The 25,161-nt window shown below is 70.2% G+C and carries 24 protein-coding genes; 16 read left to right on the top strand and 8 right to left on the bottom strand.

What is annotated here, in order from left to right; genetic code table 11:
* Window positions 1–3: 3 nt before the first annotated feature.
* The 11 genes from Drose_RS07395 to Drose_RS07345 all read left to right on the top strand — a co-directional run bounded on the left by Drose_RS07395 (window position 4) and on the right by Drose_RS07345 (window position 13,389).
* Window positions 4–1,578 carry a lipopolysaccharide biosynthesis protein gene (locus Drose_RS07395; RefSeq protein ID WP_260727442.1) on the top strand — a complete coding sequence of 525 codons (1,575 nt, stop codon included), beginning with the start codon at window positions 4–6 and terminating at the stop codon, window positions 1,576–1,578.
* A gap of 9 nt (window positions 1,579–1,587) precedes the next feature.
* Window positions 1,588–2,898, top strand: coding sequence for a glutamate-1-semialdehyde 2,1-aminomutase (locus tag Drose_RS07390; RefSeq protein WP_260727441.1), 1,311 nt, complete (start codon window positions 1,588–1,590; stop codon window positions 2,896–2,898).
* 9 nt (window positions 2,899–2,907) lie between these two features.
* Window positions 2,908–4,227 carry a hypothetical protein gene (locus Drose_RS07385; RefSeq protein WP_260727440.1) on the top strand — a complete coding sequence of 440 codons (1,320 nt, stop codon included), beginning with the start codon at window positions 2,908–2,910 and terminating at the stop codon, window positions 4,225–4,227.
* A 415-nt stretch (window positions 4,228–4,642) separates the two neighbouring features.
* Complete coding sequence (locus Drose_RS07380; RefSeq protein WP_260727439.1) at window positions 4,643–5,671, top strand: Gfo/Idh/MocA family protein; 1,029 nt, start codon at window positions 4,643–4,645, stop codon at window positions 5,669–5,671.
* 32 nt (window positions 5,672–5,703) lie between these two features.
* On the top strand, window positions 5,704–6,831 hold the full coding sequence (locus Drose_RS07375; RefSeq protein WP_260727438.1) for a DegT/DnrJ/EryC1/StrS family aminotransferase: 1,128 nt from the start codon (window positions 5,704–5,706) through the stop codon (window positions 6,829–6,831).
* Between the two features lie 67 nt (window positions 6,832–6,898).
* Window positions 6,899–7,726 (top strand): sugar transferase, encoded by an 828-nt coding sequence (locus tag Drose_RS07370; protein WP_260727437.1) that lies wholly within the window; start codon window positions 6,899–6,901, stop codon window positions 7,724–7,726.
* Entirely contained in the window at window positions 7,723–9,009 is a 1,287-nt protein-coding gene (locus Drose_RS07365; protein ID WP_260727436.1) for a glycosyltransferase family 4 protein, read from the top strand. The genes Drose_RS07370 and Drose_RS07365 overlap by 4 nt, the downstream gene beginning before the upstream one ends.
* Before the next feature lie 36 nt (window positions 9,010–9,045).
* Window positions 9,046–10,032 carry a YveK family protein gene (locus tag Drose_RS07360; RefSeq protein WP_260727435.1) on the top strand — a complete coding sequence of 329 codons (987 nt, stop codon included), beginning with the start codon at window positions 9,046–9,048 and terminating at the stop codon, window positions 10,030–10,032.
* On the top strand, window positions 10,029–11,510 hold the full coding sequence (locus tag Drose_RS07355; RefSeq protein ID WP_260727434.1) for an O-antigen ligase family protein: 1,482 nt from the start codon (window positions 10,029–10,031) through the stop codon (window positions 11,508–11,510). Before Drose_RS07360 ends, Drose_RS07355 begins: the two co-directional genes overlap by 4 nt.
* 17 nt (window positions 11,511–11,527) lie before the next feature.
* Window positions 11,528–12,391, top strand: a complete 864-nt coding sequence (locus tag Drose_RS07350) for a glycosyltransferase (protein WP_260727433.1) — start codon at window positions 11,528–11,530, stop codon at window positions 12,389–12,391.
* A complete protein-coding gene (locus tag Drose_RS07345; RefSeq protein ID WP_260727432.1) occupies window positions 12,388–13,389 on the top strand; it encodes a glycosyltransferase family 2 protein in 1,002 nt (333 codons plus the stop codon). Before Drose_RS07350 ends, Drose_RS07345 begins: the two co-directional genes overlap by 4 nt.
* On the opposite strand, the gene Drose_RS07340 is transcribed toward Drose_RS07345, so the two are convergent.
* The 6 genes from Drose_RS07340 to Drose_RS07315 form a co-directional block, all read right to left on the bottom strand.
* A complete protein-coding gene (locus Drose_RS07340; RefSeq protein WP_390891417.1) occupies window positions 13,380–13,646 on the bottom strand; it encodes a hypothetical protein in 267 nt (88 codons plus the stop codon). The genes Drose_RS07345 and Drose_RS07340 overlap by 10 nt on opposite strands.
* Before the next feature lie 154 nt (window positions 13,647–13,800).
* Entirely contained in the window at window positions 13,801–15,588 is a 1,788-nt protein-coding gene (locus tag Drose_RS07335) for a 3-hydroxyacyl-CoA dehydrogenase family protein (protein WP_260727430.1), read from the bottom strand.
* A 407-nt stretch (window positions 15,589–15,995) separates the two neighbouring features.
* On the bottom strand, window positions 15,996–16,769 hold the full coding sequence (locus tag Drose_RS07330) for a maleylpyruvate isomerase family mycothiol-dependent enzyme (protein ID WP_260727429.1): 774 nt from the start codon (window positions 16,767–16,769) through the stop codon (window positions 15,996–15,998).
* A gap of 45 nt (window positions 16,770–16,814) precedes the next feature.
* Window positions 16,815–17,315, bottom strand: a complete 501-nt coding sequence (locus Drose_RS07325) for a DUF456 domain-containing protein (protein ID WP_260727428.1) — start codon at window positions 17,313–17,315, stop codon at window positions 16,815–16,817.
* Between the two features lie 60 nt (window positions 17,316–17,375).
* On the bottom strand, window positions 17,376–18,386 hold the full coding sequence (locus Drose_RS07320; RefSeq protein ID WP_260727427.1) for an alpha/beta hydrolase: 1,011 nt from the start codon (window positions 18,384–18,386) through the stop codon (window positions 17,376–17,378).
* Window positions 18,387–18,441: 55 nt separating this feature from the next.
* Entirely contained in the window at window positions 18,442–18,858 is a 417-nt protein-coding gene (locus Drose_RS07315) for a DUF7144 family membrane protein (protein WP_260727426.1), read from the bottom strand.
* A gap of 225 nt (window positions 18,859–19,083) precedes the next feature.
* Here Drose_RS07315 and Drose_RS07310 point away from each other — a divergent pair, with 225 nt between their 5' ends.
* From Drose_RS07310 to Drose_RS07300, 3 genes are all read left to right on the top strand, one after another.
* Complete coding sequence (locus tag Drose_RS07310; RefSeq protein WP_260727425.1) at window positions 19,084–19,440, top strand: DoxX family protein; 357 nt, start codon at window positions 19,084–19,086, stop codon at window positions 19,438–19,440.
* A gap of 66 nt (window positions 19,441–19,506) precedes the next feature.
* Window positions 19,507–20,010: a MarR family winged helix-turn-helix transcriptional regulator gene (locus tag Drose_RS07305; RefSeq protein ID WP_260727424.1), complete on the top strand. Its 504-nt coding sequence runs from the start codon at window positions 19,507–19,509 to the stop codon at window positions 20,008–20,010.
* Window positions 20,011–20,040: 30 nt separating this feature from the next.
* Window positions 20,041–20,742 (top strand): SDR family NAD(P)-dependent oxidoreductase, encoded by a 702-nt coding sequence (locus Drose_RS07300; RefSeq protein WP_260727423.1) that lies wholly within the window; start codon window positions 20,041–20,043, stop codon window positions 20,740–20,742.
* Window positions 20,743–21,208: 466 nt separating this feature from the next.
* Here the strand turns inward: Drose_RS07300 and Drose_RS07295 are convergent, their stop codons facing one another.
* Window positions 21,209–22,021, bottom strand: a complete 813-nt coding sequence (locus Drose_RS07295; RefSeq protein ID WP_260727422.1) for an alpha/beta fold hydrolase — start codon at window positions 22,019–22,021, stop codon at window positions 21,209–21,211.
* 106 nt (window positions 22,022–22,127) lie between these two features.
* Between Drose_RS07295 and Drose_RS07290 the strand changes: the two genes are divergently transcribed.
* On the top strand, window positions 22,128–23,633 hold the full coding sequence (locus Drose_RS07290) for an aldehyde dehydrogenase family protein (protein ID WP_260727421.1): 1,506 nt from the start codon (window positions 22,128–22,130) through the stop codon (window positions 23,631–23,633).
* A gap of 168 nt (window positions 23,634–23,801) precedes the next feature.
* On the opposite strand, the gene nucS is transcribed toward Drose_RS07290, so the two are convergent.
* Entirely contained in the window at window positions 23,802–24,461 is a 660-nt protein-coding gene (gene nucS, locus Drose_RS07285) for an endonuclease NucS (RefSeq protein ID WP_260727420.1), read from the bottom strand.
* Between the two features lie 64 nt (window positions 24,462–24,525).
* Here nucS and Drose_RS07280 point away from each other — a divergent pair, with 64 nt between their 5' ends.
* Window positions 24,526–25,155, top strand: a complete 630-nt coding sequence (locus tag Drose_RS07280) for a DUF4126 domain-containing protein (RefSeq protein ID WP_260727419.1) — start codon at window positions 24,526–24,528, stop codon at window positions 25,153–25,155.
* Window positions 25,156–25,161: the final 6 nt, after the last annotated feature.

The following is a 25,161-nucleotide window of genomic DNA, read 5'->3' as shown; positions in this document are numbered from 1 at the left end:
CGCATGAGCCAGACCATCGATCAGTCCGTCGACCCGCTCGACCGGACCGTCGACCTGGACCGCACCGTCGAGATCGAGGCGCCCGAACAGCCAGAGCGCGAAGAGGCGCCGCGGAAACGGCTCAAGTCCGCCATCTTCTGGTCGTACGCGCTGACCGCGGGCCGGCTCGGCACGACCACCATCGTCACGTTCGTCCTGGCGAGCATGCTGGGCCCGCACGCGTTCGGCGTCGTGGCGACGGCACTGCTGTTCGTGATGATCACGCAGATGCTGCTCCAGCAGACGCTGCTCACCACGATCATCCAGCGCGAGCAGCTCGACGACGACCACCTCGACGCGGGCTTCTGGGTCGTCATGGGCGGCAGCCTCGGCCTCACCGCCCTGGCCGCTGGCGCGGCACCGCTGTGGGCGGCGTTCAACGAGCAGCCGGAGATCACCTGGCTCTGCGTCGCGCTGACACCGATGATCGTGCTGCAGGGCCTGACCGTGGTGCCCGAGGCGATCCTGCGCCGGAAGATGACGTTCCGTCCCTTGGCCATCCGCACGCTCATCGCGAACGCGATCGGCGGCATCGTCGGCATCATCCTGGCGCTCGTCGGCTTCCAGGCGTGGGCGCTGGTGGCGCAGCAGCTCGTCACCGGCGTGGTCGGCGCGGTCGTGCTGTGGACGGTCACCGACTGGCGGCCCCGGCTCCGGTTCCCCAGGCAGGCGTGGAGGGACCTGCGGGGCTTCTCGGCGCAGTCCGCGCTCGGCGGCATCGGCGTCTTCCTGGCGATCCGGATCGACGTGCTGGTCCTGGCGAAGTGGTTCGGGCCGGTCGCCGTCGGTCTCTACCGCATCGCGCAGCGCCTGCCCGACATGCTGACCGAGGTGACGTCCCGGTCGCTGCAGCAGGTGTCGCTGCCGGAGCTGGCCCGCCTGCAACGGGAGCCCGAGGTGCTCGCCGACCGGCTCGGCAAGATGCTGCACGTCTCGGCGGTCGTGGGGCTGCCCGCGCTGGGCATCCTGGCCGCCGACGCCAAGCCGCTCGTCGCGCTGCTCGGCCCGGAGTGGTCGCCGGCCGGTGTCGGCATGCAGTTGCTGTGCATCGTCGGCGCGGTCAACGTCTACGGCGTGCTGCTCGGCCCGGCGCTCCAGGCGGTCGGGCGGGTCGGGATCAACACCGCGCTCGCCTGGACCCAGCTAGCGGTCGGCATCGTCGGGTTCTACGTCATCGGGCAGTGGCTCGACGGCTCGGCCGACGACCGTAAGCAGGTCGCCGCCATCGCGCTCGGCATGGCGGGCCTGGAGCTGACGATCACGATCGTCATGGCCTACATCACCTTCAACCGGGTGCTGAAGGTCAGTAGCTGGCGCGTCGTCCGGCCGACCCTGCCGGCCCTCTTCGCCAGCCTCCTGGGCTTCGGGATCACCTGGAGCGTCGACCGCTTCGGCCTGATCAGCGGACCGTGGACGCTCAAGTTCGTGGTCTACGGCGTCCTCGCCACGGCGATCTCGGGCGGCGTGCTGCTCGCGCTCGACCGGCGCCTGTCGGGAATGGTCATGGGACGAATCCGCCCCATGCTGAAGAAAGCGTAGGAAAGAGTCTTGCAGTTCGAGGAGTCGAACCGCCTGCGGCCGATGGCGCACGCCGTGATCCCCGGTGGCGCCCACACGTACGCGAAGGGCGATGACCAGTTCCCGGAAGAGGCGCCGGGCTTCATCGTGCGTGGCGAGGGCTGCCACGTGTGGGACGTCGACGGCAACGAGTTCGTCGAATACGGCATGGGGCTGCGGGCCGTCTCGCTCGGCCACGGGTACGCCCCGGTCGTCGCGGCGGCCGCCGCCGAGATGCGCAACGGGCTCAACTTCACCCGCCCGGCCGCGCTCGAGCTGACCGCGGCGGAGAAGCTGCGCCGCACGCTCGGGCAGGACGACCGGATGGTGAAGTTCGCCAAGAACGGCTCCGACGTGACCAGTGCCGCGGTGAAGCTCGCGCGGGCGGCCACCGGGCGGGACCTGGTGGCGATCTGCGGCGACCACCCGTTCTTCTCGACCGACGACTGGTTCATCGGTACGACCGGCATGCCCGGCGGCATCCCGCAGGCCGTCCGCGAGCTCACCGTCAAGTACCGCTACAACGACCTCGCGAGCGTCGAGGCGCTCATCGCCGCGCACCCGGGCCGGATCGCCTGCCTGGTGCAGGAGGTCGAGACCACCGAGCCGCCGGCGCCGGGCTTCCTGGCCGGGCTGCGGGCGCTGTGCGACGCGCACGGCATCGTGCTCATCTTCGACGAGATCATCACCGGCTTCCGCTGGCACGTCCGGGGCGCCTCCCACGTGTACGGGGTCCGGGCCGACCTGACCAGCTACGGAAAGGCGCTCGGCAACGGCTTCGCGGTCGCGGCGCTGGTCGGCAAGCCGGAGCTGATGGAGCTGGGCGGCCTGCGCACCGACCGGGAGCGCGTGTTCCTGCTCTCCACGACGTACGGCGCCGACACGCACACGCTCGCCGCGGCGATGGCGGTGCTCGAAGCGTACGAGCGGGAGCCGGTCATCGAGCACCTGCACCGGCAGGGCCGCCGGCTCGCCGAGGGTGTGCGGCAGGCCGCGCAGGCGCACGGGATCGCCGAGTTCTTCGGCGTCGCCGGCCGGGACAGCAATCTCATCTACGTGACGAAGGACGCCGAGGGCGAGCGCTCCCAGGCGTTCCGGACGCTGTTCCTTCAGGAGCTGATCCGCCGCGGGGTGATCGCCCCGTCGTTCGTCATGAGCTACTCGCACACCGACGCGGACGTCGACCGTACGGTCGAAGCGGTCGACGGTGCGCTCGCCGTCTACGCGAAGGCGCTCAGTGACGGTGTCGAGGGTCATCTGGTGGGGCGGCCGGTGAAGCCGGTGTTCCGCCCGTACGTCTGAGGACTGTCCATGGCGCTGACGTCGCAGACCCGCACAAATGAGGCGATCGACACACCACCGCGCGGCCGCGGCAGGTCGATCGCGCTGACCACGGCCGCCGTCGTGGCCGGCACGGCCGCGAGCCTGCTGCGCCAGCCCGGCCCGGGCGCGCTGAACACGATCTGGGCGGAAGACGGTGAGATCTTCCTGACCCAGGCCGTGCGCGACGGGGCCGGGGCGTTCACGACGTCGTACGCCGGCTACTACCACCTGGTCGCCCGGATCGTGGCCGCGGTCGCCGCGGTGCTGCCCGCCGCCTGGGCGGGTGCCGTTCTGGCCGCCGGGGCCGCGCTGATCACGACCGTGTTCGCCGTCGCCGTCTACCACCTCAGCGGCGAATACCTGTCGTCGAATCCACCCCCCACCGGTCGACGCCTTCGGCGCTTGACCTCAACCCTCCCCCGGCTGGTGGTGTCGGTCCCGGTCGCCGTGCTGCCGATGGCGCAGGGCGACGTGCTCAACTCCCCCGCCAACCTGCACTGGACCGGGCTGTACCTGCTGTTCTGGCTGCTGGTGAGCCGGCCCGCGACCACGGCGGGGCGGGTCCTGGCCTGTGCCGGCATCGTGCTCGTCACCGCCAGCGACATCCTCACCGGCGTCTACGTGCCGCTGGCGGCGTTTGTGGTCTGGTTCCACCGCGACCGGTACGCCTGGATCAAGGCCGCCGCGTTCGGGGTGCCGTTCGCGGTGCAGGTCCTCGGTCTGCTGACCGGCCAGAGCGAGCGCGAGGGGCTCACGCCGGACCCGGTGCTCGGTGTCACCGGCTACGTCTTCCGCGCGGTGCCGGCGGCGTTCTTCGGCGAGCGGTGGGTCGGCACCAAGGTGAGCACCGTGAGCCTCGTGTTCACCGCGCTGGCCGTCCTGCTGGTCGTGGCGGTGCTGCTGCTGGCCTGGCTGCGGAGGACCACGGCACGGTGGTGGTTCGCGCTCGCCGCGGCGCTGCACAGCGCCGCCCTCTACATCGCACCGGTCGGGCTGAGCGGCATCGCCACACCCCGCTACAACGTCGCGCCCGCCCTCCTCCTGCTCGTCGCGGTGGTCAGCCTGGTGCTGCCGAAGTACGACGCCCGGGTGTTGACGGCACTGAGCGTGCTGATCGCGATCGTCTGCGTAGTGAACTTCCGGGTGGTCAATCCCAGATCGGAAGGACCGGCGTGGGACGACGGGATTGACTCAGGTCGGGTCGCATGCGTGCAGTCACCCGGCGGCACCGTGTCCATCGAACTGCCGCCGCTGGCGGCACCCGGATGGCACGCCACGCTGCCCTGTGACTATGTCGACAGGAATTGACTTGGGAATTGCCCGCACGGCTATGATCCGATCCGACAGCCAGCCGGTTGAGGGTGAATTTGTTCAACCGTTCGGCTAGTCCTGGTTGACAAAACGACCGAGTGCGCACCAAGCCGGCAGAACATCGTCGAGCTACTGGCCACACGGGCGTTGACCTGCGGATCAGAAGACCACTCTGTCCGTTTAATAACCTAAGTCAAAAATATACAAATAATTCAGAATTATGCGGCCCAGCACCAGTAGCGGCATTTCATGTTCGCGTTGAATGACGCGTGTAAAAAATGCGACACGGCGAGAGTGCCGATGCCTACTTGCCTCGCGAGTGCGTCATCCGCGAGGGTTCCTAGGCGACTGCCCATGGGGGGTGCGCGATGGATTTTTCTTCGGGATCTGTCTTCGAGAGTCAGGGTCGGTCATGAAGGTTGGCGTCATCGGCTGTGGTTACTGGGGAGCCAAGCACGTCCGCGTGCTCTCCTCGCTGCCCGAAGTGTCACTCGTCGTCGCCATCGACGCCCAGGCAGAGCGGATCGAGCCGCTGCGCCGCATGTACCCCAGCGCACTGTGCGTAACCAGCCTCGACGATGTCATCGACCTCATCGACGCCGCGGTCATCGCCACGCCGCCCCGCTCACACGGCCCGCTCGCCAAGCGGCTGCTCGCGGCCGGCAAGCACGTGATGGTCGAGAAGCCCATGACCGCGTCGACGGCGGAGGCCCGCGAGCTCGTCGCGATGGCCGACGAGGCCGGCCTGACGCTCGCCACCGGGCACACCTTCGAGCACAACGCCGTGGTGAAGCACCTGCGCGACATCGTCGCCGCCGGTGAGCTGGGCAAGATCTACTATTTCGACACCGCGCGGCTGAACCTCGGGCTCTACCAGCCCGACGTCAACGTCGTCTGGGACCTCGCGCCGCACGACATCTCGATCATCAACATGATCCTCGGCGCCACGCCGACGGCGGTGAGCGCACGGGGCGACCGGCACGCCGGCACACCGTTCGAGGACGTCGCGTACCTCCGGCTGGAATACGGCACCATCGACGCCACCGCGAACATCCACGTGAGCTGGCTCGACCCGTCGAAGGTCCGCCGGGTGACCGTGGTCGGCAGCCAGCGGATGGCCGTCTACGACGACATGCTCGACGAGGGCCGCCTGCGCATCTACGACAAGGGTGTCCAGGGTGCGCCGCTCGACGGCACGGTCCCGATGTCGTACCGCTACGGCGGCATCGTCTCCCCGCACATCCCGATGACCGAGCCGCTCGCGGAGGTGGACCGCGACTTCGTCGAGTCGGCCGTCACCGGCCGGCGTCCGGCCGTCGACGGGCGCCGCGGGCTGGCCGTCGTCGAGGTCCTGGAGGCCGCGGCGGAGTCCATGGCGACCGGCCGGACCGTCGAGATCTCTCCCGCCAACGACATCGCCACCGACGCCGTGCCGGCGTAATCCTCGCTCCTGCTGGAAAGGACCCCCCCTTCGTGCGCATCCCGTTCAACGACCTCGCCACTCCGCACGCGTCGATCGTCGAGGACGTCGTCGCGGAGGTCCGTGCGCTGGCCGGCAACTCGCGGTTCATCGGCGGCCCGGCGGTGGATGCCTTCGAGCAGGACTTCGCGGCGTTCTGCCGCACCCGGCACGCGGTCGGGGTGGCCAACGGCACCGACGCGATCGAGTTGACGCTGCGCGCCCTCGGGCTCGGCGCCGGTGACGAGGTGCTGGTCCCGGCCAACACGTTCATCGCCACCGCCTCCGCGGTCGCGGCCACCGGCGCCCGGCCGGTCTTCGTCGACGTCGACCCGGTCAGCCTCCTGGTCACTCCGGCGACGCTCGAGGCCGGGCTCACCGAGCGGACCAAGGCGGTCGTCCCGGTCCACCTCTTCGGGCACATGGTGCCGCCGGCGGACGTGCTGGCGTTCGCCCAGCGGCACGGCCTGATCGTGATCGAGGACTCGGCGCAGGCCCACGGCGCCGACGCCCCGAATGAGGGCGGGGATGAGAAAACGCGGGCCGGATCGTACGGCGTCGCGGGGACCTTTAGCTTTTACCCGGGTAAGAACCTCGGCGCGTGGGGCGACGGCGGCGCGGTCGTCACCGATGACCCGGCACTCGCCTCCCGCATCCGTTCGCTGGCCAACCACGGCCGGTCCGAGGGCACCGACCACTATGAACACCGATACATCGGGCGGAACAGCCGGCTCGACGCACTGCAGGCCGCGGTACTGCGGCGCAAGCTGGCAGACCTCCCCGAAGCCACCGCGCAGCGCCGGCGCGTCGCGTCGGTCTACGCGGAGGCGCTGGCCGCACACAGCATCCCGCTGGTCGCGCCGCTGTCCGGCGTGGACAGCGCCTGGCACCTGCTCGTCGTCCGGGTGCCGGGGCGTGCGACCGTGCGCCGCCTGCTGGACGAGGCCGGCATCGGCACCGGGGTCCACTACCCCGTGCCGTGCCACCAGCAGCTCGCCTACCTCTCCGATCAGACCGTCAGCCTTCCGGTGGCCGAGCAGGCCGCCACCGAGATCCTGTCCCTTCCCTTCTTCCCGCACATGCGGGACGACGACATCGCCTACGTGGCTGAAAGCCTCGCCAAGGCGATCGCCGCGGTCTGAGCCGACCCCGGCCCGTAGTGCTCGCTCGTTCGTTGTCGCACCAACGCGCAGTGAGGAGGTGTCGCTGTTGACAGCGCCCCAGGCTGTTCCCGACTCCGTCGTCGACACCGGCGACGCGACCGTTGAGCTCTCGTCCCTTCCCAAGCAACCCGCGTCCGAGCTCGCCGACGACGCCACCGTCGAGATCCCGATGCCGCAGCGCGTCCTGCGGGTCGTCGGCAACGGCTGGGGCCTGATCCAGGGACACCGGGAGGGCCGCTCGCTCATCCCGAAGCGGTCGCTGCGGCAACTGGTCGAGGGTTTCGTCGCGCTGTGCATCCTGGTCGTGCTGTCTCCGGTGCTCCTCGTGGTCGCGCTCGCCGTGAAGTGGACGAGCCCCGGCCCGATGCTGTTCAAGCAGGAGCGGTTGGGGTTGCACCGCAGCTCCTTCAAGATCATCAAGTTTCGCACGATGTCGAACAAGAACAGCGACGCCCAGCACCGCGAGTTCGTCAAGAAGATGCTCACCTCGGACGAGGACGTCGACGGTGGCGAGCAGGGCGTCTACAAGCTCGTCAACGACCCGCGGATCACCCCGATCGGCGGCTTCCTGCGCCGCACCAGCATCGACGAGCTGCCGCAGTTGTGGAACGTGGTGCGCGGCGAGATGTCGCTGGTCGGCCCCCGGCCGGTGCTCGCCTGGGAGGCCGACCTGTTCCCGCCGGAGGCCGAGCGCCGCTTCGCGTGCCGGCCGGGCATGACCGGCCTGTGGCAGGTTTCCGGCCGCAGCACCCTCGACTTCAAGGCCGCGCTGGACCTCGATGTCGTCTATGTCGAGAACAAGTCGCTCTGGTACGACATCAAGATTCTCTTCCGCACGGTCGGCGTCGTCTTCAATCGATCGGTGGCTCGGTGAGGAACAAAGATCCACGGCTCCACGTGGTCATAGCGGTGGCGAACCTGCCGGTCGAGCGCGACCGGCGGGTTATTCGTGAGGTCAAGGCCCTGGAGGCGGCCGGTTACCGCGTGACGGTGATCTGCCCGCGCGGCAAGCAGAAGCTCACGAGGGTGCCCGGCACCAACGACGCGCGGATCCGCTCGTACAAGATGTACGAGTCCAGCGGCGGCGCGGTCTCGTTCGCGGTCGAGTTCGCCTGGTCGTTCCTGTGCATCGGCTGGCATCTCATGGCAGCGGTACTTCGGGACAGGGCCGTCGCCGCACAGGTCTGCAACCCGCCGGACGTCTTCTGGCCGCTGGCCATCGCCATGCGCGCGATCGGCCGGCCGTGGGTCTTCGACCACCACGACCTGTCGCCCGAGGTCTACCAGGCGCGCGGCGGCCGGCCCGGCTCGGCCCTCGACAAGGTGCTCCTGCGCCTCGAGAAGTGGTCCCAGCGCACCGCCTCGGCGGTCGTCTCGACCAACGAGTCCTACCGGGAGCTCGCCATCACCCGCGGCGGCTGCGACCCGTCACGGGTCGTCGTCGTCCGCAACGGTCCCGCGGCGAGCGAGGTCAAGCCGGTCGACAGCGCGCCCGCCGCCGACGACGACCACACGATCGTCTACCTCGGGGTGCTCGGCGCACAGGACGGCGTCGACAACGCGATCCTGGCCGCCGAGCGGCTGGTCGAGCTGCGCGGCCGGCTGGGCTGGCGGCTCGTGGTCGCGGGCGACGGCGAGTGCCTGGAGAGCCTGCGGGCGCTGACCACCGAGCGGAAGCTCGACGACGTCGTCGAGTTCACCGGCTGGCTCGGCGTCGAGGAGATCGACCGGCTGTTGCGCACCGCTTCCGTCGGATTGCAGCCAGATCCGCGCAGTGCGCACGCCGAGGTGTCGACAATGGCCAAGACCGTGGAGTACCTCGCACGAGGGCTTCCCGTGGTCGGTGTGGACATGAGGGAGACCCGGCGCAGCGCCGGTGACGCCGGCGTCTACGTTGAACACGGCACGCCCGAAGAACTTGCCGCCGCCCTGCACCGCCTCCTCGATGACCCCGTGGCCCGCGCGTCGATGCGAAATGTCGCACTGGCCCGATTCCGTAACACCCTCGCCTGGGAGCATCAGGCGGCGGCCTATGTCCGGCTATGGGATGACTTGCTGTCAACCCGCCGGGCCAGATACAAGACGACTTCAATCGTTCGGCAACCAGGCCCGGGCGAACAGCCTCTTGAAGTCCGCCAGGCAGAACACCGACAGTGATACCGACGAGCGACCGCGCTTGTGTGAGGGGATGACGTGGACCTCTGGGATCTCGCCAAGCTGATGGGTCGACGGTGGTACCTGATGGCACCGATGATCCTGCTGACGCTGGCCACTACCACGTGGGCGCTCGTCACGATCAAGCCGGACTACACGTCGACCGGCACCATCATGCTCATCCCGCCGGCCAACCGGACCCCGCTGACGCAGGCCGAGCTCGCGTCGACCAACACGTGGGTCGAGGTCGGCGAGGACATCATGGCGACCGCCGTGGCGATCTCGCTCAACACCGACGCCACGAAGAAGGAGATCGCGGCCGAGGGGTTCTCCCCCTCGTTCGAGGTGGTGGCCGAGGACCGGTCCAGCATTCTCACCGTGACCGCGACCGCGTCGACGCCGGAGGCCGCGAAGGCCACCGTGCAGCGCCTGGAGCAGCAGGTCGCCAAGGAGGTCGAGGACAAGCAGGCCCGGTACAAGCCGCAGCCCGGCCGCGCGATCACCACGCAGGTGCTCGACCCGGGTGACACCATCGAGGTCGTCTCCTCGAAGGTGAAGCGCGCCGCCGTGGTCATCATCGGCGTCGGTCTGCTGCTCACCGCGGCGATCACGATCGTGGGCGACAACCTGCTGCGCCGCCGGAACAACACCCGCCGGCGCGCCGCGGGCCTGACCGCCCCGGACGACCTCGAGCCGGACGGCGGCACCGACGTCATCGCCGACAGCGACCGGGTCACGAAGAGCCGGATACCGACGGCGGTCAACGGCAACGAGCCGAGGCGGCCGGTCAACCTGTCCGACGAGCCGACGACGATCGTCTCGAACAACGGTGGCAAGGCCAAGAACCGCAATGTGAGCGACACCAACGGCTCCGGGCTCACCGTCTCGTACAAGCAGGTGGAGGGCGAGGGTGACCACCGGCGCGGTGGCGAGACGGACGACGCGACGATCATCCTGCCGCTGGGCAACACGCCCTGGGCCGGGCGTGACGGCCGGGACGCGGACGCCGAGGCGCGCAACCGTTGACCTCCAGCACGATGGCCGGGCAGACCCGCGGGACGAAGGCGCCACCGACCCCGGTGGCGCCCGACGATCTGCGGATCTTCAAACGCAGGCCGAGGAAGCGGCCGGCGGCCTATCGGCCCTCCCCCGACCTGCTCCCGGTCCTCGTCGACACGGGCACCTACGCCTCGCGGCGCCGGCGTAGCCACGTCGACGCGGCGTCGCTGCTGGTCTTCGTCATCGTCCTGATCCAGCTACTGCCCTCCCGGCTCGTCGTGCCCGACCTCACCTCGGTCGGCCGGCCCGGCCTGCTGGTCGGCCTGCTGCTCGCGGTGTGGTGGCTGCTGTCCAAGCTGCATCCCCGGCTGGCGATGACCGGCCCGCAGCCGATGCGCTGGGCGTTCGTCGCCTACGCGCTGTCGCTGCTGCTGTCGTATGCGGCCGGCCAGTTCCGGGGCATGCCGACCCTCGAGGCCAACTCCGCCGACCGCGCCCTGCTGGGCGCATTGGCGTTCATGGGCATCGTCTTCATGACCGCCGACGGCGTGCCGACCCGGGAGCGGCTCGACGACCTGCAGCGGGTCCTCATCTACTGCACGGCGATCAACTCGTTGCTCGGCATCCTGCAGTTCATCACCAAGAAGGACCTCACGCAGAACATCATCATCCCGGGCCTGACGCTCCAGGGCGAGCTGGTCGGCCTCGCCGACCGCGGCGGCGGCGGGCTGATCCGGGTGGCCGGCACGACCGGGCACTACATCGAGTTCAGCGTGGTGATGGCGTTCGCGGTGCCGCTGGGCATCCACTACGCGCGTTTCGCCGCCCGCAAGGCCGAGCGCCGGCTGTTCCTGATCTGCACGCTGATCATCGCCGGCTCCATCCCGCTCGCACTGTCCCGCACCGGCATCCTCGCCGTGGGTGTCGCCCTGCTGTGCATGTGGCCGGCCTGGAACTGGCGCTTCCGGTTCAATGTCCTGGTCGTCACCGCCGGTCTGCTCGGGGTCCTTTCGGTCGTCCGGCCCGGGTTGCTGGGCACCCTGCGCTCGCTGTTCAGCAACGCCGAGGACGACCCGAGCATCAAGGGACGCACGGACGACTACGAGGTCGTCTTCCAGTACGCCTCCGAGCGGCCGTGGCTCGGCCGGGGCACCGGCACGTTCATCCCCGAGCTGTACCGCTACCTCGACAACCAATGGCTCATGACGCTGATGAACAACGGCTACATCGGCATCGCCGCCATGGTGGTGCTGCACTTCACCGGCGTGTTCCTCGCCATCATCGCGTTCCGCCGGGCCGAGAATGAGGTCGACCGGCACCTGTGCGCGGCGATCGCCGCGGTGCCGCTGATCGCCGCACTCACCGGTCTGACGTTCGACTCGTTCTCGTTCAGCACCTTCGTCGTGGTGCTCGGCCTGCAACTCGGCGCCGCGGGCGCGATGTGGCGGTTCACCCACCCGGCGCGCACCACCCGCGGCGCCGCGGTCGGCGCGCTCAACCGCTGACTCTCTTGGAGCCATCAGTGACCTCGGACCCTTCCCCCACCGACCGGCGCCTTCGGCGGTCGATCTCGGTCGTGATCGCCGCCCACAACGAGGCAGCCGTGATCGGCCGGTGCCTCGACGGACTGCTCGCCCCGGACATCGACATCACCGTCGTGGCCAACGGCTGCTCCGACGACACCGCCGCGGTCGCCGCCGCGCGTCCCGGTGTCCGGGTCGTCGATCGCCCGGAGCCGGGCAAGTCCGCCGCGCTCAACGCCGGTGACGCGGTCGCGGTGGGCTTCCCGCGCGTGTACCTCGACGCCGACATCCCGCTGACCGCCGCTGACATCCGCGCGCTGGCGGCCTTCCTGTCCTCGACACCGGGACTCCTCGCCGCGACCGCGCACCGGACCCTGGACACCCGCAAGCGGCCGTTGCTCGTCCGGGCGCACAGCGCGATCAACGGGCGGCTCCCGGCGTACCGTGACGCCCTCTACGGCCGCGGTGTCGTCATGCTGTCCGCAGCGGGACGCGCCCGCTTCGACACGTTCCCGGAGGTCGTCGCCGACGACCTGTTCCTCGACGGGCTCTTCGGACCCGGCGAGAAGGCCGAGACACCGGCCGTGGTGGCGGTCGTGGAGACCCCGCGGCGCACTTCCGACCTGGTTCGACGTTTGGCGCGGGTGCGCGCGGGTAATGCCGCTCTGCGCGCCGCGGGTGCCGCCCGCCCGGCGGCGCGCTCCTCGTGGCTGCGCGACGTGGTCCTTCCCCGGCCCTGGCTGTTGCCGGCGGCCGTGGGCTACGTCGCTCTGACCGTCGCCGCTTCGCGTGCCGCCCGCCGGAGCCAGGTCGGCTGGGGCCACGACTCGTCCACTCGCACCAGCGTCGGAGTCTCGCAGTGAACAGCCGTAACCAGGACCCGCTCGTCAGCGTCGTCCTCGTCTCGTACAACACCCGCGAACACACGCTCAAGAACCTCGCGGCCCTACAGGCGGGCACGGTGGTGCCGATCGAGGTGATCGTGGTCGACAACGCGTCGACCGACAACTCGGCGGCCGCCGTCCAGCATGCGTTCCCGGAGGTCCGGGTCCTGCGCCAGCCGACCAACGCCGGCTTCGGCAACGCGGTGAACCTCGGCGCGGCACACGCCCGGGGCCGCTGGATCCTGCTCATCAACCCGGACACCGAGCCGATCGGCGACGTCATCCGCACCCTGATCGAATTCGCCGCGACACACCCGGACCACCGGATCTACACCGGCCGGACGCTCCGCGCGGACCGGACCGACGACGGGCACTCGGTGCACGCGCTGCCGAGCCTGTGGGGGTACCTCTGCTTCGCGACCGGCCTGTCCTCGGTCTTTCGCAAGTCGGCCCGGTTCAACCCGGACGAGCTGCCGGCGCTGGACCGTGCGATCGGCGGCGAGGTGCCGGCGGTCTCGGGCTGCCTGCTGCTCATCGACCGTCCGCTGTGGGAGGAACTCGGCGGGTTCACGCCGGACTACTTCATGTACAGCGAGGACATCGACCTGAGCGCCCGGGCTCGCGAGCGCGGCGCCCGCCCGGTCCTGGTCCCCGACGCCCAACTGCTCCACATCGGCGGCGCCGCGTCGAGCACGGTGAACAAGCGGATCATGGTGCTGCGCGGCAAAACGACCTACGTCCGGCTGCGCTGGCCGGCCGGCCGCGCCAAGAAGGCCCGGCTCCTGCTGCGCGCCGGCGTCCTGCTACGCGCACTGGCCGGCAAGGGCTGGCGTGACGTCTGGCGGCAGCGGGCGACCTGGCTGGCGGGCTGGCCCGCCCCGACGCCGGTGGTGCCGGCCGTCCCGGCGCAGTCGCCACCGGCGCCGGTTTCGGCGGCTCCCGCCCCGGCGGAAACGGTCGGCGACCGTCACCCGTAGCGGGGTGCGCTCCGCGACCGCTGGACGTTGGGGGTCCGGCGGTCGCGAGCGCGCCAGCACCCTGTGTGCCAGTGCCGCCGGTCGGTGAGATCACCGCGCTCGTCGGCGGGCCAGGCCACGACGTGCGGAATCCCGGGAGCGATCTCGTGGTCGCATCCCGGGCAGCGGTACGGCTTGGCGGCAGCGCCCGCGGGGATGGTGCGCACCTGCCAGTCCCCGTCGCTCCACGCCTGCACCCCGCCGACGCCACGCTTGATGCGCTCGACGTCGAGCGGCTCAGGCTCGGCGTCGCGGCGAGAATGATTGCGACGGGGACTCACCTCTTCAGCGTACCGATCATTCACCCCACCGATCGGATCCGGTGCTCGGCGGCGGGGCGCCTGAACTCGCTGATGCCGCCCGGGTCTCCGGTCAGCGCTTCGAGTAGTCGCGGAAGCCGCGGCCGACCTTGCGGCCCAGGTAGCCGGCGGTCACCAGGTGCTCGAGCAGCGGGGCGGGGGCGAAGCCTGGCTCGCGAAACTCTAGGTAGAGCTCGCGCTGGATGGCCAGCGACACGTCGAGGCCGACCACGTCGAGGAGCTCGAACGGACCCATCGGGTAGCCACAGCCGAGCTTCATCGCGTGGTCGATGTCGTCGGCCGTGGAGTAGGAGGCCTCGACCATCTTGACCGCGTCGTTGAGATACGGGAACAGCAGCGCGTTGACCACGAAGCCCGAGCGGTCGGCGCAGACCACCGCGTGCTTGGCCAGCGCGCGGCAGACCGCCGTCGCCGTCGCCACCGTCTCGTCGGACGCGCGGATCGTGCGCACGACCTCGACCAGGCCCATGACCGGCGCCGGGTTGAAGAAGTGCAGGCCCACCACGTCGGCCGGCCGCTCGGTCGCCACCGCGCACTCGATGACCGGCAGGCTCGACGTGGTGGTGGCCAGGACGACACCCGGCTTGCAGATCTCGTCGAGCGACGCGAACAGCGCCTTCTTGACCGACAGCTCCTCGACCACCGCCTCGACGACCAGGTCGACGTCGGACAGGTGCTCGAGCGTCGCCGACCAGGTGATCCGGCCGATCGTCGCGTCGCGCTGCTCCTCGGTCAGCTTGCCGCGGACCACGCCCTTGTTCAGCGACGTCTTCAGCGCCTCGCAGGCCCGGGCCGACTTCTCGGCACCGCGGGTCACCGACACGACCTCGAACCCGGCCTTGGCGAAGACCTCGATGATGCCCGTCGCCATCGTGCCGGAGCCGACGACCCCGACCTTGGCGACGTCGCGGGCGGCGCCGGCCGTCCCGGCGTCGGCGCGCGGCGTGAACTCGTCGGGCACGACCACCGGCGAGCCGGGCTTCTCATACGTGTAGAAGCCCCGCCCCGACTTCCGCCCCAGCAGCCCGGCGGTCACCATCTGCTTGATCAGCGGGACCGGTGCGTGACGGCGGTCGCGCCCGCCCCGCCGGTACATCGTGTCGAGGATCTCGTAGGCCGTGTCGAGCCCGATCAGGTCCATCAGGGCGAGCGGCCCCATCGGCAGGCCGCAACCCAGCTTCATCGCGGCGTCGACGCCCTCGCGGGTGGCGTATTTGGCCTCGACCATCGAAACGGCCTGGTTGAGGTAGCCGAACAGGAGCGCGTTGGCGATGAAGCCGGCCCGGTCGTTGATGGTCACGTCGACCTTGCCGAGCCGCGTGCAGAGCGCCTCGACGTCGGCGACGACGTCCTCGGCGGTGACGACCGTGCGCACCACCTCGACGAGCTTCATGATCGGCGCCGGGTTGAAGAAGTGCATGCCGACCACCTGGTCGGGCCGGCTGGTCGCGACGGAGATCTCGGTGACCGAGAGACTGGAGGTGTTGGTCGCGAGGATCGTCCCGGGCTTGCAGACCCGGTCGAGCTCGGCGAAGATCCGCCGCTTGAGGTCGAGGTGCTCGGGCACCGCCTCGACCACCAGGTCGACGTCACGCAGGGCGTCGAGCCCGACGGTGAACGTCACGTGACCGAGCAGCGTGTCGCGGTCCTCGGCGGAGAGCTTGCCGCGGTTCACCGCGCGGTCGATCGAGCCCCGCAGTGTCTCCGCGCCCCGGCGCAGGGCCGCGTCGCCGACCTCGACCGCGGTCACCGCCAGCCCGTTGCGGGCGAAGACCTCGACGATGCCGGCGCCCATGGTGCCAAGACCCACCACGCCCACGGATCCAAACTCGCGCCCCACCGCACGACCTCCCTGACGACCGCTCAAGTTACCGGCGAGTATCCCATGCCGCCGGAGCCGGGCCGGTGAGTGCTTCCGGTGAACACCGCTCACCACCCGAGTCACATTCATGGTTCAGTTGGTGCGACACGTCGCGCCGCCGTCCTCGGCGAACGCCGGCGCCCAGCGGACCGTGTCCGCCGATCCGGCGGTGCTTCACCGGCCGGCCAGGGGGCGCTTGGGCCCGCCACAGCCCGGCGCTCCGGCTCGATGCCCACCATATGCGCCACACCCCGGCCACGGGGTCGAACCGGCGGAGCTTGAAGCCCTCGAAGTCCTCGGCTCCATCCGGTTTGTGATGCGCCACGACCCGAAGACGAACTCGTGGCGACCGTCGTGCGCCGCGTCAGGACCGCTACGACAAGAAATCAGGTCCAGCGGATCGCGGCCCGCGAGCGCCAGAGGTCGAGGACCGCCGGGTCGCCGTCAACGTGGAGGTCGGCGGTGGCGCGCCGGTTCCACAACGCCAGGTAGAGATCGCTGGCCGGGCCGCGGAGCGTGCAGTCGGCGGCGTCCGGGTCGCCGCGGCTGATCTCCGCGCCCTCCGGCCCTATGTGGACGGTCCACGCGTGGGGGCCGGCGCAGCAGGCCCCGTCGGTCACGCCGACCGAGAGCGTGCACGGCGCCTCGGCGCGCAGGCGACGACCGCCACGCGAGCCGTAGAACCCCATGAGCAGCTCGTCGATGCCGTCGATGCCGACGTCGGCATCGACACCCCCGATCGTGCCGACGGCACCCTGTAGGTCGGCCCGGTGAATGGTCGTCTCGTGGGCCTGCCGACGGGCCCAGAACGCCAGCGGCGACGGCGCGGGCAGGAAGTGCCAGCAGGTGAGGTCGCCGGGCGCGGCGCGCAGCAGGTCGACCAGCTCGGCGTGTCCGGCCTGGAACCAGGCGACGAGGTCGGCGTCGCCCGGCATCGGGCCGACGGCGGCCTCCTCCTCGTCGTCGGTCAGCACCACCGTGCGGCACTCCCGGACGTAGGTGGCGGCCCAGCGATGGACATAACCGACGTGGTGCACCAGCTCTCGAACGGTCCACTCGGGACAGGTGGGAACGGGTGCGTCGAACCCGGCCTTCTCCGCCGCGTCGACGAAGTCCAGCCCGGCGCGCTCCAGGGCGTCGATGTGCCGACCGATCTCCATCCCGTCACTTTGCCAGACGCCTAGGACAAAATCCGTAGCGAGATTTCACACCATCAGCAGGCCGGTGACCCAGATGCCGGCGATGACCAGCGCGGTGGCGAGCTCGATGAGCATCGACACGCCGGCGGCCTTGAGGGCGTGTTTGGTCGACGTCCACGCGCGGCGCGCGTCCTTCTGCCGGATCTGCTCGACCACGTAGACCCCGAGCACGAAGCCGATCACCAGGCCGACGACCGGGATGACGAAGAAGCCGACGAGGCCGCAGACGCCGCCGAGCAGCAGGGTGAGGTTGGACACCCCGGCGCGCTTCAGGTTGCGTCCCGGCACGAGGTACTTCGCGACGAGGCCCAGCGCCAGCACGACGGTGGCCGCGACGGCGACCGTCCAGCCGACGGCGCCGTGACCGCCGAAAAGCGCCCACACCATCACCCCGGCCCAGCACAGGACCAGGCCGGGGAGCATGGGGACGACGACCCCGACGACACCGATGATCACCGCGGCGCCGGCGAGGAGCGAGACCAGCCCGCTGCTGTCGGTCAGATCCACGCGAAGACTCTAAGGGGTGTCAAGGTCGGCGGCACCGCGACCTCGCCGGACACCACCGCCCTACTGACGGACCCTCGCAGCGCCGACGACCTCCTTCAGCACGGCGGCGAACTCGGCCGGCCGCTCGATGTGCGGCGAGTGGCCGCAGTCGTCGTAGACGATCTCGCGGAAGGTGCCGCCGTTCCGCTCGTACCGCTGCAGCACCGCCCGGGTCTGGCCCACCATCGGCTGCGGCGGGCACGCCTCGTCGCCCGGCCAGCCGGGGACCAGGCCGAGTTTGCCGAGCTGCGCCAGGTCGAAGAACGACGCGTCGGACACGATCGCGTCCTTGTCGCCGCGGATCCAGGTGATCGGCGGCTTGACCGGCAGGTCGACGATGCCGGACAGGTTCACCCAGCGCGGTGACAAGGTGTTGAGGACGCCGCGGGTGCCGGGGCCGGCGTTGGGCCAGTGCTCGCTCGCCGAGGCGTCCCCCGGGTAGTTGTCCTCGCCCGTCGCCGTCGACAGCATGGTGTCGAGCAGGAGCTCCTCGTCGGCGCCGAAGGACTCCGGCGCGGCGACGTAGAACGCCCGCATGACGTTGCGCGGGCTGGCCTGCTCGCCGGTCCCGCGGTCCTTGGCGGCGAGCAGGCGGACGAAGTCGGGGTTGGCCGAGCCGCCGCCGGTGCCGGCGAAGTCGGGTGTGGTGGGCGTGCCGTCCAGGTCCCGGGTGCCGCCGAAGCCGTACGGCGAGACGGGCGACTCGAGCACCAGGGCGGCGATCGAGTCGGGGTGGTCGAGCAGCAACTGCATCGCCACGCCCCCGCCCAGCGAGTGCCCCACGACGACCGGCCGCGCGCCGCCGAAGGAGTCGAGCAGACCGGCGACGTCGTCGGCGAAGTCGCGCAGTCCCCGCGTGGCGTCGACGGGCAACGCCTCCGAGGCGCCGTAGCCGCGCAGGTCGGGCGCGACGATCCGCCACCCGGACGGCAGGTGACGGATCAGGGGCTCCCAATAGCCCGACGAGGAGCAGTTGCCGTGGATGAGCAAGACGGGTGGACCGTCGATCGGCCCGCGTGTAGTGACGTGCATCACCGCATGGTCGCACCGAGTGGCGCCGGGTCACATGTGGGCCGGCCACACGGTCCTAGGTGACGATGGCCTCGTCGCGCCCATACTTCGTCAGGGCCCAGATCACCGCGACGTCGGCGGCGATGATCAGCATCGACCACAGCGGATAGTAGGGCAGGAACAGGAAGTTGGCGACGGCGCTCAGCGCGGCCAGCACGATACCGAGCACGCGTGCCCACACCTGCCCGACGAGGACCCCGACGCCTCCGGCGGCGACGATCACACCGAGCGCGAGGTGAATCCAGCCCCAGGTGCTCACGTCGAAGCCGAAGAGGTAGTTGTCACTGAGCACGTAGAAGGTGTCCTCGAAGATCGCGGTCAGGCCTACCACGATCTGGAAGATGCCGATGACGATCATCATGCTGCCACCGAAGACGGCAAAGCTGGTGATCCAGCGGGACCGCTGCCGCATCGAGCTGGAAGTGGTATCCATGCCGCCACGGTCGGCTGACCCTGGGTGAACCTCCGTCACCCGGACGTCGGGACATTTCGTCCCATGACCGGCGGCCGGGTGGGCCGGAGGATGACGGCATGCGCCCGGCGACCCACCCGACGACCCATCGGTGCCGGTCGACCCCGGAGCAATGCTTGACGCGTCAAGTACGACCGTCATATCGTGAGCGTCAATAACTTGAACCTTCAACCATAAGGAACCGGAATGAACGTCTTCCTGTGGATCCTGCAAGGCCTGCTGGGCGCGGCCTTCGTCGTGGCCGGCGCCATGAAAGTCGGTCAGCCCAAGGAGAAACTCGCGAAGAACATGACGTGGGTCGAGCGGCGAACGCCGGGCACGGTCAAGTTCATCGGCGCGACGGAGATCCTGGGCGGCCTCGGGCTCATCCTGCCCTGGGCGACCGGGATCGCGACGATCCTGACGCCCCTCGCCGCGGTCGGCCTCGCGCTCATCATGGTCCTGGCCGTCGCCGACCACGTGCGCGCCAGGGAACATCAGGTGATCCCGATCAACGTGATCCTCGGCGCCCTCGCCGTGGTGATCGCGATCGGCCGCTTCTGACGCGTTCTGACGCGTTTCGGACCCGTCATTGGCCCCATCCGGCAAGATCCAGGCACCATGGATGGCATGAACGACGAGGCACGGCGGCTGGACGACACCGAGCAGCGCGCTTGGCTGTCGCTGCTCGCCATCGTGCTCGTCGGATTTCCCGAACTGGAGCGCACGTTCCGTCCGCACGGCCTGGTCCACGTCGAATACGGGCTGCTGGCGGCGCTGAGCCACGCCGACGACGGGCTGCGCCTGTCCGACCTGGCCGGCAAGATGAACATGACGGCGAGCCGGTTGAGTCACCGCATGCGCAAGCTGGTCGACCTCGGATACGTCGAGGTGACCGGCGACGCCTGCGACGGACGGGTGACCATCGCCCGCATCACCGAGGCCGGCCGCCGGTTCGCCGACGAGGTCGCGCCGGCCCACCTCGCCGACGTGCGCCGGCTGATCTTCGACCACCTCGACCGGGCTCAGACCGCCGCGCTCGCCGACGCACTCGGCACGATCGCGGGCAAGCTGGGCGAGACGTGTCCCGGTGCGCCGAAGGGACCACCGATCCCCGGCGCCCGCGCCATATAAATGCCGCCGCGACAGGAATACAGTGACCGCATGCGTGCCGTCGTGATCACCGGAGTGTCCCGCGGCCTGGGGGCCGCCTTCTTCGACGTGGCCAACGCGCGTGGTGACCGCATCCTGGCGGTCGGCCGCCACTTCACCCCCGACCAACAAGAACAGCGTGACGAGCGCCCCACTGACGTCATGCTGTTCTCCACCGATCTGGCCGACGCGCACTGGCTCCCGGACAACGACACACTGCGCTCGTTCCTGCGGGGCTCCGACGACGCGGTGCTCATCCACAACGCCGCCGTCGTCGATCCGATCGGCGAGGTGGGCAAGCTCACCACCGAGGCCATCACCAACGCGATCGCGGTCAACCTCACCGCGCCGGTCGTGCTGACCAACACCTTCCTGCGGGCCGCGCCGCGCGACGCACGCCTGCGGGTGCTGTTCATCTCCTCGGGCGCGGCCCGGCGGATCATCGACGGCTGGGCGCTCTACTGCACCACGAAGGCGGCCGGCGAGACGTTCATCGACGTCGTCGCCTCACAGGTGCAGGACGACGAGCGGATCAGCGTCGTCAACGTCGACCCGGGCATGATGGACACCGGCATGCAGGAGACCATCCGCCGGGCCGCGGGGTCCGGCGCCTACTTCCCGGGCAAGCAGCGATGGGTCGACGCGCACATCGAGGGCAAGCTCGCCGACCCGGTCGCCGTCGCCGAGCGAATCCTCAAGGAGCACGCTTCCTGAGCGGTTCGACCGCAGTTTCATCATCGCGAAGCGTTCTGCACTCCTGACCGCGTAGAGGTCCGTCTACCCGGTGTTGCGCCATGGGCCGGTGACGCACGCTCGCGCGGGCGGGTGTCCGTCTCCGTACGGCCTGCGGCATTGCGGGCTGCGCTCGCACGCTCGCGCGGGCGGGTGTCCGTCGATCGCGGTCGCCGCTGAACCCGGCACGGCGCGTTCCGTGCCGGGCGACCCCATGATCATGGGAAAGATCTGGCTATCCGGGCAGCCACATCTTTCCCATGATCACAAAAGCGAACGGCACGGCGGCGGATCGCGCCGGCCGGCACACCTCGGCGGCGAAACCACGCGCCCGAATCGTTCACCTTGGCCGGGTTCGACCAGGCGCTGCTGGGCTCGACTTCGCGGCCTTGAGCCAAGGGGGTGCGCAGCTCCGCGATCATGACAACTGGTCGCTCGCTTCCGCGCCCTACCCGCGGTCCAGGACCTCGCGGAGCTTCGGGCCGAAGTTCGCCGCGTCGCCGAAGCCGCCGTGGCCGCCGGGGAAGACCTCGGCGGTCGTGTCGAGCCGGGTGGCCAGCTCCAGACCGGCCCGGTTCGGTGGCTCGCCGGTGCTCGCGGCGCCGACGGCGGGCACCACGCGCGTGGCGCCGGACCGCAGCGCCTCGAGGTCGGGCAGGTAGGCGCCGACCGGCGGCACCTCGTAACCGACGAAGAACTCCATGTTCTTCTGCATCCGCGCGGCGAACTCCGGCGACGGCGGCTCGCCGGCGTCATGGTGTCCCTCGCCCATGCCCTCGCCGAGCACGCCCATCGCCGCGCCCCAGCCGGCCTGCCGATAGGTCTCCTCGACGCGTCGCGTCAGGGTCCGGAACCGGTCGAAGTCCGGCAGCAGCTCGAAAACCGGCGGCTCGTGGGCGACGACCGTGCGCACGAGCTCGGGGTGCCGGGCGGCCAGTTCCAGGGCGATCGTCGCGCCGGAGCTGTTGCCGAACACCTCGGCCGGCTCGTGCTCGGTCACCCCGACCGCGGCGAGCAACCGGTACGCATCGTCGGCGTGCTCCTCGACGCTCTGCATGGCGGGCGGGCCGTCCAGCGGGCTGCGAGAGTTGCCCCGCCGGTCGTAGGTGACGACGGTACGGCTGTCGGCGAGCCCGTCGGCCAGCCCCGCGAAGCCCTCCGCGTCGTAGACGCCGCCGCAGATCAGCAGCAGCACAGGCCCGCTACCGCGAACCTCGTAGTAGACGGTGGCACCCGGCACGGTGAGGGTCTCGGTCTTCAACGGTTCCTCCTGACTCGTCGTTCGCCAACCGGTCGGAGCACCACTGCGGTCCTCGACATGGATCCGTGACCTACTCGTGAGTAATTTCCGGGTCTAGAATCGCGCCATGACCGCCACGCGAACTCCCGGTGTCCCTGCCGTCGACGAGGGCTCGCTGATCTCGACCAATCCCGCCGGTGGCGAGGAGGTCGGCCGCTTTCCGGTCGCCTCCCCGGATCATCTCACCGCCGCCGTGGCCCGCGCCCGTGACGCGGCCGCGTGGTGGGCGGGCCTGGAGTTCGCCGGTCGCAGGCGGCGGCTGCTCGCCTACCGCAGCCTGCTCGTCAACCGCATCGACGAGCTCACCGAGCTCATGCGCCGCGAGGGCGGCAAGCCGACCGCCGACGCGCTGGTCGAGGCCGTCGCCGCCGTCGACCACATCGCGTGGGCCGCGCAGCACGCGCGGAAGGTCCTCGGGCGGCGCCGGGTCAGCAGCTCGCTCCTGCTCAAGGAGCACACGTCGTACCTGGAGTACCTCCCCCTCGGTGTCGTCGGCGTCATCGGCCCGTGGAACTACCCGGTGCTCACGCCGATGGGCTCGATCGCCTACGCGCTGGCGGCGGGCAACGCGGTCGTCTTCAAGCCCAGCGAGTACACCCCGGCGGTCGGGCAGTGGCTGGCCGACCGGTTCGCCGAGGTGGTACCCGAGAGTCCCGTCCTACAGGTCGTGCACGGGATGGGCGACGTCGGCGCGACCCTGTGCCGCTCCGGCGTCGACAAGATCGCGTTCACCGGCTCGACCGCCACCGGCAAGAAGGTCATGGCCGCGGCCGCCGAGTCGCTGACCCCGGTGCTGCTCGAGTGCGGCGGCAAAGACTCGATGATCGTGGCCGCCGACGCCGACCTCGACGCCGCCGCGTCGGCCTGTGTCTGGGGCGGCCTGACCAACGCCGGCCAGACGTGCGTCGGCATCGAGCGGGTCTACGTCGCCGACGCGGTCTACGACGACTTCCTCGGCCGGGTGGTCTCCCGCGCCGCGAAGCTCCAGGTCGGCGCGGACGCCACGGCCGACATCGGCCCGATCACCATGCCGTCCCAGATCGACGTCATCCGCCGGCACATCGAGGACGCCCTCTCCCGGGGCGGCCGGGCGGTGCTCGGCGGCGCGGAGGCGGTCCGGCCGCCGTTCGTCAGCCCGACGATCCTGGTCGACGTGCCGGAGGATGCCGCGGCGGTACAGGAGGAGACGTTCGGCCCGACCCTGACGGTCACTCGCGTCCGCGACGCCGACGAGGCGGTCCGGCTGACCAACGGCACCGGCTACGGCCTGGGCGGTGCGGTGTTCGCCAAGTCGGGCGGCGTGGACCTCGCGCGGCGGATCCGGTCCGGGATGACCTCGGTGAACTCGGCGCTGACGTTCGCCGGGATGCCGTCACTGCCCTTCGGCGGCGTCGGCGGTTCCGGCTTCGGCCGCATCCACGGCGAGGACGGCCTGCGCGAGTTCACCCGCCCGAAGGCGATCGTGAAGCGCCGCGGCCCGACGGTCCTGGCCGCCATGACCTTCAACCGCACCGAGAAGAGCATGGCCCAGATCGTCAAGGTGGTCCGCCTGGTGCACGGCCGCTCCCACTAACCCCCTTCCCACGTTGATCATGCACTTGTGGTGCCTCGACACTCCCAAGATGTCCGGGTTTGTCAGGCACCACAAGTGCATGATCAACGCGCCGAACGGGCCCGACGGGCCCGACGGGCCCGACGGGGGCCCGACGGGGGCCCGACGGGGGCCCGACGGGCCGAGGGACTAGAAGAGGGTCAGTTCGTCGCGCTCGATGCCGCGCAGCGCGTTGTAGTCGAGCACCACGCAGCGGATGCCCCGGTCCTCGGCCAGCACCCGAGCCTGCGGCTTGATCTCCTGGGCGGCGAAGACGCCGCTCACCGGCGCCAGCAGCGGATCACGGCCGAGCAGCTCGAGATATCTCGTGAGCTGCTCGACCCCGTCGATCTCGCCGCGGCGCTTGATCTCGACCGCGACCGTGGCGCCCTCGCCGTTCTTGCAGAGCAGGTCGACCGGGCCGATGGCCGTCATGTACTCGCGGCGGATCAGCGTGAACCCCTGGCCGAGCGTCTGCGGCGCGGCGGCCAGCAGCTCCTGCAAGTGGGCCTCCACGCCGTCCTTGACCAGGCCCGGGTCGATGCCCAGCTCGTGCGACGAGTCGTGCAGGATCTCCTCGATCGTGATCCGCAGCTCCTCGCCGGCCTTGTTGACGACCTTCCACAGGCCCTCGGACTCTTCCAGCCGGCAGGGTGGGCTCATCCAGTTGAGCGGCTTGTATGCCCGGTCATCGGCGTGGATCGAGATCGAACCATCAGCCTTCATGAGCAGGAGGCGGGTCGCGGGCGGCAGGTGGGCCGTGAGCCGGCCGATGTAGTCGACCGAGCACTTGGCGATGACGAGACGCACCGCGACAGCCTACGCGGAGCATGCCGAGCCAGCCGGATTGGCGTCCCGGTGTCATGCTGAGGACGTGTTGGAGTCATTGACAGGCCTCGGCCTGGCGACATCGGCCGGGCTGAACGCGTACATCCCCCTGCTGGCCATCGGCGTGCTCGCGCGGTACACCGACCTCATCACCCTGCCCTCCAACTGGGCGTGGATGGAGAACGGCTGGACACTGGCGATCGTCGCGGTGCTGCTGGCCATCGAGTTCGTCGCCGACAAGGTGCCGGTGGTCGACCACGTCAATGACGTGATCCAGACGTTCATCCGGCCGACGGCGGGCGGGCTGGCCTTCGGCGCGGCGGCGAGCTCGTCGACGGTGACGGTCACCGACCCGGGCGACTTCTTCAGCGGCCATCAATGGGTCCCGATCGTCGTCGGCGGCGCGATCTCACTCGGCGTGCACACTATGAAGGCCGCGTCACGGCCGGTCATCAACGCCACGACGGTCGGCTTCGGCGCCCCGGTGGCCAGCACCGTCGAGGACATCGCCAGCGTGCTGCTGTCGGTGATCGCGATCGTCCTGCCGGTGCTGGTCCTGCTGTTCCTGCTGCTGCTCTTCCTCGGGTTCGGCTGGCTGCTGCGCCGCCGGAAGCGCCGCAAGGCCGAGAAGGAAGCCGCGAAGTGGGCCCACGCCCAGGGCTATCGACCGTCCTAGGGCGGC

This window comes from Dactylosporangium roseum, assembly GCF_025264685.1.
GTDB lineage: Bacteria > Actinomycetota > Actinomycetes > Mycobacteriales > Micromonosporaceae > Dactylosporangium > Dactylosporangium roseum.
The sequence above is the reverse complement of the archived record's forward strand: the minus strand, read 5'-3'. Positions and strand labels throughout refer to the sequence as shown.